Origin of the sequence: Streptosporangium sp. G11, from assembly GCF_051192615.1 — a bacterium.
Classification (GTDB): Bacteria; Actinomycetota; Actinomycetes; order Streptosporangiales; family Streptosporangiaceae; genus Streptosporangium.
Map to the genome: position 1 here is coordinate 1 of NZ_JBPJUQ010000148.1, position 10,165 is coordinate 10,165.

Sequence of the window (10,165 nt, forward strand, 5' to 3'; positions counted from 1 at the left end):
GTCACCAGACACGTGCCCTGATCAGCCATTATCGGAGGCGCGGTGATCCACTCCCAGTGAATCTACGAATGTAGTACAGGACGCTGTCAGAACGCAAACCCACTAGCTCGGCGATCTTCTGGATCGACAGGTTGGTGGTCTCCAGTAGTTCTTCGGCTCGATCGAGCCGCTGGTCGCGTAGCCAGGTGTGGGGCGTGGCGCCGGTGGCTTGCCTGAAGCGGCGGGCGAAAGTGCGCGGGCTCATCAACGCGTGTCTGGCCAGATCGTCGACCGACAGTGCTTGCTGGAGCCGGTTTCGTGCCCACAGGAGGACATCGGCCAGGCGCGTGTCGTCTGCCCCGGCCCGCCGGGCGGCGCCGATGTCCGACGGAGTGGGGACGTACCGTACCTGCCCACTCGCGCGACGCGGCGCGACCATCGTTTCCCTGGCCACGGCATTGGCCACGGCCGTGCCGTGTTCGCGGCGCAGGAGATGCAGGCACATGTCGATGCCCGCGGCTGCGCCGGCGCCGGTCACGATGCGCTCCTCGTCGACGTACAGGGCCACCGGCTCCACGGTGATCCTGGGATATCTCTCGGCCAGCTGGTCGGCCAGGCGCCAGTCGGTGGCGGCACGGCGGCCATCGAGCAGACCGGTCTCGGCCAGCAGGAACGACCCCGTGCAGTAGGCGGCGATGATCGCCCCCCGATGGTAGGCGTTGTTGAGCGCGTCGATGACCGGTTGGCGCACGGTCAGAGGCCTGGCGTCGGAGGGCAGCAAGATGATCAGATCGGCGGTGCTCATGGCCTCCGGGCCGTGTTCCACCTCCATGAGCAAGCCGAGATCAGTGCGTAGGCCGCCGCCTTCGTCGGCGCAAACGGTGCAAGCAAAGGAGGGCAGCCCCAGATGGGACCGGTCGGCGAAGACCTTGCTCACCACACTCAACCCGAACGAGCTCACCCCCTGCGTGGCGAACGCGACCACGGATCGAAAGGGTTCGACTGGAGCGGCGGAAGGGCGGCTCGGCACGCAATGGCTTCTCTCCGTGTGACATCGGCCGAAGTGAGACCCCCGTCTCGTCACGATTCCGGTCACCGGTGGTTCCTTTCGGGTGGAGCTGATTCCGAATAGTGGATGCAGGACTTCGGCGCCTCCCGTTGATCGCTCTGCTGAGCGTAAGAAGGCCTGATAGCCGGACGCTGGACATCTCGATCTAGACGTACCGGCAAAAAGCGCCACCACCGGCAAACCCGGGAGTCCTTGACGACGGGAACGCAGTAGCTTGTCAAGCCAATGGGAGCATGTGTCGGCGTTCGTCACGTCGTGGTCTTCACGGCCGACGGCCTGCCCAAGATCTGGTCGGAGGCGACCGAACGCGACGACGCCGACCGGATCGCCGCCACCGAATCGGGCCTGCAGTCGCTGGACCGCTCGATCAGCATCTCCTACGGCCTCAGCCCCAGCAGGCGCGAGGTGATGATCCGGTTTCTCCGGCAGTCTCTTACCTGCTCCAAACCGCCGCGCCGCCGATGGCGCGAATGACGAGGTTGCCGTCCTCCTGGAGGTAGAGCGTGCCGCCCGGAGCGCTCTTGCCGCTGCTCCACAGGGCCTTGCCCGAGGTGGAACGGACGACGAAGTTGCCGTCCTTCTGCAGGTAGGCGAACGCTCCGGGGTTGCCTCCCGTCTTGGTGTGCCACAGCACCCGCTTCGCCTCGTTGAGAAGAACCAGGTTGCCGTCGGCCTGCATGTGCAGGAGGTACTTGCGGTTCAGCGACCGAAGATAGTCACCCGCCTTGAGCGACTCGTCGGTGACCAGTCGCCAAGACGAGCTCTTCCAGGACCACAGCGCCTCGCCGGAACTCGACCGGATGACCACGTCGCCGTCGTCCCGCAGGGTCAGCCTGACGCCCGCGCCACCGGTCTTGCTGGTCCACAGGGCCTTGCCCGAGGTGGAACGGACGACGAAGTTGCCGTCCTTCTGCAGGTAGGCGAACGCCCCCGCGCCCGACGTCCTCGACTCCCACACCGCCTGCTCGCCGTCACGGACGACGAGGTTGCCGTCCTTCTGCATGTAGAGCCTGAACCGCCGGTTCGGGGACTGCAGGTACTCGTCAGCATCAAGCTTCTGGCCGGCTTCGATGCTGGAGCCGAGCGAGATAGGAGCCCCGACGGCACTGGACGCCTTCTCAAGCGGCCCGGCCACCGCCTGAGCGGTCTGGGCCGCCGACAGCATGGCGAGCGCCATCACCGACGTGACCACAATGGCCTTGGAGAGGTTGAAAGACATGCGTGACTGCTCCTTCTGGAGTGATATCGATTTGCCCATGAATGCCGTCATGCGACATATGGAGACGTACGTAGGGCTCCCCCTGCGAGAGCCGAACGTCGAAGTCGGAACATGGTAGCGGGAATACGCATACGACCACGCATCCCCCTCTCCGCCCTTTGAGGAGGTATCAGCTTGCCCCCCGCAACCCTCGCCAACATGGCCCCAACGATCCCCCATGCGTGTTTGTCCAGGTGGACCCCGGGAGCGAGATACGTGCGCTACCAACTGCCGAACTCGGGGCGGGGGCGGCCAGCCGTCCGGGATCTCGGCCGCCCCACGGGTTTATGGCACGAAATCAGCGAAAAGTGTCTGGATAGATGCGATTCACAAGATCTGTCAACTTGTATGGTTAACCGAACTCCCGCTCAACGGTAAGCGGGTAGTCGCAAGAGTGGACGAGGACCAATGCGAAACACCACTGAGCCCTTTAGTCTGCCTTGCACGGCCCGCTGATCACGATCGGGTCGCGCTAATCCGGGTGGCTTATGCCACGCGAGGTAAGACGGCAGCAGATCGGTCGCCACGGGCAAGCTGAATGTCCCGATCATGCTGTCACCAGCAGACCCCTGCCAGAGGATGAAAAGGGTTCAATGTATATGTGGTGGTGCCCTCGGTCGCTAGGGAGCGCATCCGAAGGCACCACCACATCTACCGGAACGGTTGAAGCGCTTTCTTAGCCGACCGCAGGCACGGGCTAAGAAAGCCGGGAAGTTCGACACTTAGTTCCCTCCCAGAGAGATGTCGACACCCAACCGTCCCGATATGAGCGCCGAGGGCACCAGCGCGTTACGAGTATCAGGCCGTACCTGTTGTACGTAAACGATCAAGGTGGACAGATAGCGTCGTGATTCTGCCATTCCCAAGGCCGAGGGTGATCCATTCACCACGACTTATGCCGTCAGGCAACTCGAAATCGTTCATGTCCCAGGATCAGCATTCGAGAGACCCCGCTAGCGGGGCGCATTAAATAGCCATTGATAGAAACGACCCCTTCTACAGTCTCTTAATGTCATTTAAAGGCATTGCGGTAGGAGCGGGGAGACATACCGTGTCGTTTGACGAAATGCTCGCGCAGCACGCTATCTGACCTGAAGCCCACTTCGTGGGCAATCTTTTGAATCGGCAAGTCGGTGGTTACCAGTAGTTCCGCGACGCGATCGAGTCGCTGGTCGCTTAGCCAGGCGTGCGGCGTGGTACCTGTGGCTTCCCGAAAACGACGAGTGAAGGTTCGGGGACTCATCAACGCATGTCTGGCCATATCGTCAACCGATAGCTGCTGGTGCAGGTGGCTGTGCATCCACGTAAGCGCATCGGCCAGGCGCTTGTCATTCCGACTGGCGGTCAGCACGTCATCGGTGAACGGCGGGGTGGGCATGTAGTACACCTGACCGCCTTGGCGACGGGGTGCAACCATCGCCTCCCCGGCCACTGCGTTGGCGACTATCGCCCCGTGCTCACGGTGCAAGAGGTGCAGGCACATATCGATGCCCGCGGCCGTTCCGGCACCCGTGACGATGCGGTCCTCGTCAACGTACAAGGCCTCCGGATCCACGGTGACCGTGGGATAGGACTGGGCCAACCTCGCGGCGAGGTTCCAGTGGGTAGCCGCTCGACGGCCATCAAGCAGGCCAGTTTCGGCAAGCAGAAAGGATCCCGAGCAAAAGGCACTGATGATGGCCCCCTGCCGGTGAGCATTCTTGATCGCCTGGATGACCACGGGGCTTAGCGTGAGCGGCCTGAGATCGCTGGGTAGCAAGATGATCAGGTCAGCGTCGACCATCACGTCGGGACCGTGTTCCACCTGTATGTGCAAGCCGAGATCGGTTCGCAAGTCACCGGCCTTGTCGGAGCAGAAGGCGAAGTCGAAGGAGGGCAGTCCAAGGTGAGTCCGGTTGGCGAAGACATTGCTTACGACACTGAGTCCGAACGAGCTGACGCTTGGTCTGATGTAAGCGACCACGGAGCGGAAAGGCGTCTGCGGCCCTGTCCTTCGGCACTCTGATAGCCGATGGGCTTCGTTGTGACAGGGGCCACTATTGGACCACCGTGCCGAGGCGGCACTGATCACTTCAAGGTCTCCTTTCTGGCAGAGCCTCAGCGCGGGCAGACGTTGGTTCCTGCGCCCGCGAACGGCGCGCCGCGGGTGAGATGTCGATCGGCCACTGCGCCGGGGGCGTTGCGCGGGTTCTTCATGCCCCTCAGGGATCGATCTGAGTCGCTCGCCCTGCCGCCCATGAACGGACGCTTCGACCAGGTCGAACACCCGACCGCTGGGCCCGGCTCTCGGGAGCTTCGCGGACGAAGCGTGTCAACCTGGTCGGCAATGGTGGTGATACCGCTCTTCAGGTCGATGTGCGTCCCAACAAGGTTCCCGTCCGCTACACCTCCCACGGTGTCACCGACCACGAATCCGCCCTGTACTTGATCGCTCTGGGGGAAGGCATCGACGATCACCTGTCAGCGGTGGAGGACGCCAGGCGCCGACACGACTCCTGAGCTCGCCGTACCGGGGTCGTAGCGGTAGACCTCGCGCCCGCTGATCAGCACCCGCAGCGCGCGGCTCATCACGTCGAGCGGGTCGCCCGACCACAGCACCACGTCACCGTCCAGGCCTGGCCGCAGCGCGCCCACCCGGTCGTCCAGTCCCATGATCGTGGCCGGGGTGGTGGTGATGGCGCGGAGCGCGGTGTCGCGGTCGAGCCCCTCCTTGACCGCGAACGTCGCCTGGTGGACGAGGAAGTGGATCGGGACGACGGAGTGGTCGGTGGTGATCGCCACTCGTACGCCCGCGGCGGCCAGCAGGCCCGGGTTGCGCAGGGTGCGGTGCCGCAGCTCGACCTTGGTCCTGGTGCCGATCAGCGGGCCGCTGACGACGGGGATGTCCCGCTCGGCGAGCAGGTCCGCCAGAAGATGGGCTTCGGTGCCGTGGTTGACGACCAGGCGGTAGCCGAACTCGTCGGCCAGCCGTACGGCGGTGGCGATGTCGTCGGCCCTGTGGGCGTGCTGGAGCCAGGGCAGCTCGCGGTCGAGCACCCTGACGAGCACCTCCAGCCCAGGGTCGAAGGGGTCGCGCCCGGCCCGGTACTCGCGCGCCCGCAGGAAGGCGTCGCGGATCGCCGCCGCGGTGCCCAGCCTCGTCGAGCCCTCGTAGGACCGTTTGGGGTTCTCGCCGAGCGCGCTCTTCACCCCGGCAGGGTCGCGCAGGACCATCTCGTCGGCGGTGCGACCCCAGGTCTTCACGGCCACGGCCTGGCCGCCGATGGGGTTGGCGGAGCCGGGCAGGATCACGGCCGTGGTGATACCTCCCGACAGGGCGTCGAGGAAGCCGAGGTCGGCGGCGTTGACGCCGTCGAGCGCGCGTAGGCGGGCGCCGTTGCGCTCGCCTCTCTCGTTGAGGTCCTCCCCGAGGTCGCCCTCGCCCTCCTCCCCGATGCCCATGTGCGCGTGCGCCTCGACGAATCCGGGCAGCACCCACTGCCCGCGTGCGTCGAGCACGGGCGTCCCCTCCGGCACGTGGATGCCGGCGGCGGGACCGACGGCGGCGATGCGGCCTCCGACGATGAGCACGGTGCCCCCGTCGATGGGGGCACCGTCGACAGGGACGACATGTCCCCCGGTGATGGCGACGTTCACTGTTCTCCGCTCCGGTGGGTGACGTGGTGGTGTTCGACGACGAGCGAGGGGATGAGCCCGTACTCCTCGTCGCCGGGGTAGAGGACGGCCCTGTGGAGTTCCTCGCCCGCGAAGGACTGGATCGCCTCCCAGGACCGCCAGTAGGTGACGAGGCGGAACTCGACGTACTCACCCACGTCGGCGCGGAACACGTCCGCGCCGACGTGGCCGGGGAGACCCGCGGCCTCGGCGACACCCGTCGCCAGAAGGTGACGTTCGAAGCCATCGGCGTGGTGGGCGGGGACGCGGCCGTTCCAGGTACGGACGATCACAGGGTGGGCCCTTCTTCGAGCAGGCGCAGCGCGGTCTCGGCGGCGGCGAGATCCTGGACGCCCAGGCCGACCAGCTTGGCGACGGTAATCTGCGAGGCCGACGTCCGTCCGGGATGGCAGCCGAGAAGCAGATCGCCGAGTTCGGCGTCCACGGCCCGGCCCGAGGCCCGCAGGTCTCCGGCGTGCAGCGGAGTGTGCTCCCTGCTGTCGACGGCCAGCACGTCGGCGCGGTGGAAGCAGGCCGGGTCGAGTTCGGCCTTAGTGCCGTCGTCGGCGCCGACGGCGGTGATGTGCTGGCCCCGCCGCAGCCAGGAACCCTCCAGGATGGGTCGGCGGCTGCCGGTCGCGGTGACGATCACGTCGGCCCGCCGTACGGCGTCCGCGGGGTGCTTGGCCACCGATACGGTGAGCGTCGGGTCGGCCGCCAGCAGTGCCGTACGCAGGGCGCGCGCCGCTTCGGCCCTTCGGCCCCAGACGACCACGTGCTCGATCGGACGTACGGCTCGCACGGCCAGGACCTGCAGCCGCGCCTGGACCCCGGTGCCGAGGACCGCCACGGTGGCGGCGTCAGGACGTGCCAGCAGGCGGGCCGCCACCGCTCCCGCCGCGGCAGTGCGGACGTCGGTCAGGTGGTGCTCGTCCATGAGCAGGGCGCGCAGGTCGCCGGTGGTGGCGTCGTGGACGGCCACGAACCCGCTGGCCGGCGAACGCCCGCCAGTCGCGCGAGCGGCGAACCAGGCCGCCACCTTGACGGTGAACACGGACCGGCCGGGCATCCATGCCGACTTGACGTGCACGTCGCCCTGGTCGCCCGCGGGCGCGAACACTGTGATCGGCGCCTCGCCCAGCCCGTTGCTGAAGTCGGCGAAGACCCTCGCCACCGGCTCGATGAGGTCGTCCAGGCCGATGGCAGCCCTGATGGCCTCCGCGCCGTACACCTTCACGGCAGAGCCCGCAGCGAGCCGGTGCCTACGGCGGCCACGCCGCCGCCGACGGTGACGCGGCGCACGTCGTCGGCCGTCCCGTGGGCGGTGATGGCGATCCTGCTGGGCCGTCCGGTGAAGCGTCCCTGTGCCAGCGAGAGCTCCTGCCCGTCGCCGGCCCTGCCGTGTCGCAGGAGGTAGGCCGCCACGCAGCCGGCGGCGCTGCCGGTGGCGACGTCCTCCAGGACGCCGTCATTGTTCCAGTGCCTGCCCTCGACCGCCCCCGCGTCGAGGACATAGGCGAACTGGGCACCCAGCCGTTCCAGGAACCCGCCGAAGTCCGGGTGGCGGATGCGGGCCCTGGCCAGCGCGTCGCCGTCGCGCACCGCGACGACGAGGTAGCGCAGGCCCGTGGAGACGATCTCCAGCGGCAGCTCGCCGTCGAGGTCGTCCTCGCCCAGTCCGAGCGCCTCGGCGACGGCCGCCCGCTCCAGCGGGGCCTTCTCCGCCACGAACACCGGGCGTCCCTGGTCCAGCAGCGCCGACACCTGGCCCGGCCGCTCGCCGCGCGTGGTGACGCACACGGTCCCGGCCTTCAGCTCGAACGTCCACGCCCGTTCCTCGCCCGGCTCGACGCCCGCCAGATCGTGGAGCACGGCCGCCGCCCCCAGCACCGGGTGCCCGGCGAAGTCGAGCTCCTCCAGCAGGTCGAACACGCGCGCCTGCACCACGCCGGGAGCGTCCTGCCTGCGCACGAAGATCGTCTCGAAGTGCCGGAGTTCCTGCGTCACCCGGAGCATCCGCTCCGCGTCGAACGGCGGCGGGTCGACGAAGACGGCGAGGCTGTTGCCTGTGTAGGGCAGGTCGGCGAAGACGTCGACGTGGTGGTAACCGGTCATGCGGCCAGCGTAGGGAACCCACTCTTCATTGAAAATGCCGATAATTCCGTGGGAGGTATAATGCTTGCTTATGGAGAAGGACTTTCAGATCGCCGACCTGCGCTCCTTCACGGCGACCGTGCGCGCGGGCAGCATCACCCGTGCGGCCACCGCGCTGAAGGTGAGCCAGCCCGCCGTGAGCCAGCGGATCCAGCGCCTGGAGCAGGCCGTCGGTGAACGGATCCTGGTACGGGACCCCAACGGGGCCAAGCTCACCCCCGCGGGCGAGGCGCTGCTCGCCTACGCCGAGCGGATGCTGGCCCTGCACGACGAGGCGCGCACCTCGATCACCGGCCGCGGCGCGGCCCCGTCGGGACGGCGGGCGATCGGGCTGCTGGAAGACCTGGCGATCACCACGCTGTCCGCCGCGCTCGCCGACTTCGCCGCGCTGCACCCCCAGGTGGACCTGGAGGTGATCGTCGGCCCCGCCGCGGCACTGCGCAGGCTGGCCGAGCGGGGGCGGCTGGACCTCGTGTTCGGCGACCCGTCGGTGATGCCAGACGCCTCCATGCGGTGGCAGCGCCAGGTGCCGTTGACGTGGGCGTGCGCCCCGGCCTTCGACCCGTTCACCGACCCGTTGCCTCTGGTGCTGTTCTCCCAGCCCTGTCAGTGGCGGCAGCCGGTGCTCGACGCGCTGGGCCGCCACGGGCGGCGGTGGCGGGTCGCCTTCCAGAGCACCAGCGTGCACGCCGTCCAGGCGGCGGTCTCGGCCGGGATCGGCGTAGGGGCGCTCCTGGTGGACAACGTCCCGCCCGGTGCCGTCCGGCCGTCCGAACAGCAGGGGCTGCCGCCTGTGCCGATGGTCGACGTCGCCATCTCCCGCCGCGCCAGCACCGACACCGACGAGGCGGTCGACAGCCTGGAACGCCTGCTTCGCCGTACGTTCACGGGGAGCCGGTGACCGGACGGCGCGCAGGCGTGGATCTCGGGTGCTTGTCTGACACCTCGTGTACCGTATGACGATGTTCGCGGGCGGCAAGATCGAGGCCTTCGTCGGGCCGACGGAGCTGGATGCGGCAGACAAAAGTCACACAGAGCTACATTGCCTCCGGTCGCAGCTGCCCGAGCGGAGGGCCCCCATACTCGCAAGGCTCATGCCGCATCGCCAGCGACGCGGAGTTCTACATGGGCGCGCGCGAGCGCTGCGATCGAGGCACCCTGATCCTGGAACGTCGACCGCACCTCCTCCAGCCGGGTGCCGGTCAGCGCGGGCGGCCGACCGCGGTAGCGGCCTTCGGCCTCGGCCGCGCCGATCCCCTCGGCGGTCAGCTCGTTCTGCAGATCGCGCTGAAACTGCCCCACCGAGGTGATCACGTTGATGATCAGCGCGGTCGTCGCGTCGTTCGCGGCCAGGTCGTGGAAGTTCGACAGGGGTCCGGAAAGGACACGCAGGGCGACGCCGCGGTCCTGGCACCAGTTCCGGACGGCGTGGATGTCGACCAGGTCGCGGCACAGCCGGAACAACTCCGACACGGTCAGGGTGTCGCCGGGGTGCGCGGCCGCGGCGACCTTCGCGAACGCGGGCCGCTCTAGGGCGGGGATCTTGGAGGTGGTCGCCGAGTCCTCGAACAGCAGCACCCCGTCGGCCGGGCGGAATCCCTCGGCGACGCCCTCCGTCCGCACGAGGAGGCCGGCCTCGGTGAGTATGTGCCGCTGCCGCAGCAGCGACTGGGTCGCAGTGGACACCCGAGAGTAGACGATCCGCACCGAAGTCTCCTCGAGGAAGGGGCGGAGCCCTCTTCTATCTGTCGGGAAAACCTGTCGTCAATTCAAGCCCGAAAGCGGCCGCACGGGGCGGGGTTTCAACACTCGGTGTCCGGTTTTCCGGGGTGTCGGGTGCGCGGTCGGCGGCCTGTCGGGAAACCCTCTAATCCCGACACCCCAGAGCGCGCCCGTCCCAAGATCAATCCCTACTTTGGGGCTAATCGCATGTTGTGAGCAGGCGCCAGTTGCAGAGCCTGACTTGGCGAGGGCGCTGGATGCCTATCCCCAGACCGGTCCGAGCTGGTGCCTGCCCACCTAGTGATCTGCCGTCGTCGTGTTCGGTATGC

10 protein-coding genes are annotated in these 10,165 nt (G+C 67.5%); 2 read left to right on the forward strand and 8 right to left on the reverse strand.

All coding sequences use genetic code 11. The features are described from left to right. Positions 1–28: 28 nt before the first annotated feature. Positions 29–964, reverse strand: a complete 936-nt coding sequence (locus tag ACSDR0_RS47600; RefSeq protein ID WP_435295604.1) for a GlxA family transcriptional regulator — start codon at positions 962–964, stop codon at positions 29–31. 309 nt (positions 965–1,273) lie between these two features. Here ACSDR0_RS47600 and ACSDR0_RS47605 point away from each other — a divergent pair, with 309 nt between their 5' ends. Further along, the gene (locus ACSDR0_RS47605; protein WP_435295605.1) at positions 1,274–1,522 is read left to right on the forward strand and encodes a roadblock/LC7 domain-containing protein; all 249 of its coding nucleotides are present in this window, start codon (positions 1,274–1,276) and stop codon (positions 1,520–1,522) included. On the opposite strand, the gene ACSDR0_RS47610 is transcribed toward ACSDR0_RS47605, so the two are convergent. The 6 genes from ACSDR0_RS47610 to ACSDR0_RS47635 form a co-directional block, all read right to left on the reverse strand. Next, positions 1,482–2,267 (reverse strand): hypothetical protein, encoded by a 786-nt coding sequence (locus ACSDR0_RS47610; protein ID WP_435295606.1) that lies wholly within the window; start codon positions 2,265–2,267, stop codon positions 1,482–1,484. The two genes, ACSDR0_RS47605 and ACSDR0_RS47610, sit on opposite strands and share 41 nt — an antisense overlap. 1,051 nt (positions 2,268–3,318) lie before the next feature. Then, the gene (locus tag ACSDR0_RS47615; protein WP_435295607.1) at positions 3,319–4,269 is read right to left on the reverse strand and encodes a GlxA family transcriptional regulator; all 951 of its coding nucleotides are present in this window, start codon (positions 4,267–4,269) and stop codon (positions 3,319–3,321) included. Positions 4,270–4,766: 497 nt separating this feature from the next. Further along, a complete protein-coding gene (locus tag ACSDR0_RS47620; protein WP_435295608.1) occupies positions 4,767–5,942 on the reverse strand; it encodes an amidohydrolase in 1,176 nt (391 codons plus the stop codon). Further along, positions 5,939–6,253: an antibiotic biosynthesis monooxygenase family protein gene (locus tag ACSDR0_RS47625; protein ID WP_435295609.1), complete on the reverse strand. Its 315-nt coding sequence runs from the start codon at positions 6,251–6,253 to the stop codon at positions 5,939–5,941. The genes ACSDR0_RS47620 and ACSDR0_RS47625 overlap by 4 nt, the downstream gene beginning before the upstream one ends. Further along, complete coding sequence (locus ACSDR0_RS47630; protein WP_435295610.1) at positions 6,250–7,197, reverse strand: ornithine cyclodeaminase family protein; 948 nt, start codon at positions 7,195–7,197, stop codon at positions 6,250–6,252. The genes ACSDR0_RS47625 and ACSDR0_RS47630 overlap by 4 nt, the downstream gene beginning before the upstream one ends. Continuing rightward, complete coding sequence (locus ACSDR0_RS47635) at positions 7,194–8,075, reverse strand: PhzF family phenazine biosynthesis protein (protein WP_435295611.1); 882 nt, start codon at positions 8,073–8,075, stop codon at positions 7,194–7,196. Before ACSDR0_RS47635 ends, ACSDR0_RS47630 begins: the two co-directional genes overlap by 4 nt. 70 nt (positions 8,076–8,145) lie before the next feature. On the opposite strand from ACSDR0_RS47635, the gene ACSDR0_RS47640 reads away from it, so the two are divergent. Continuing rightward, positions 8,146–9,015 carry a LysR family transcriptional regulator gene (locus ACSDR0_RS47640; protein ID WP_435295612.1) on the forward strand — a complete coding sequence of 290 codons (870 nt, stop codon included), beginning with the start codon at positions 8,146–8,148 and terminating at the stop codon, positions 9,013–9,015. Positions 9,016–9,206: 191 nt separating this feature from the next. Here ACSDR0_RS47640 and ACSDR0_RS47645 read toward each other — a convergent pair whose 3' ends face one another. Continuing rightward, entirely contained in the window at positions 9,207–9,821 is a 615-nt protein-coding gene (locus tag ACSDR0_RS47645) for a recombinase family protein (protein ID WP_435295613.1), read from the reverse strand. Positions 9,822–10,165: the final 344 nt, after the last annotated feature.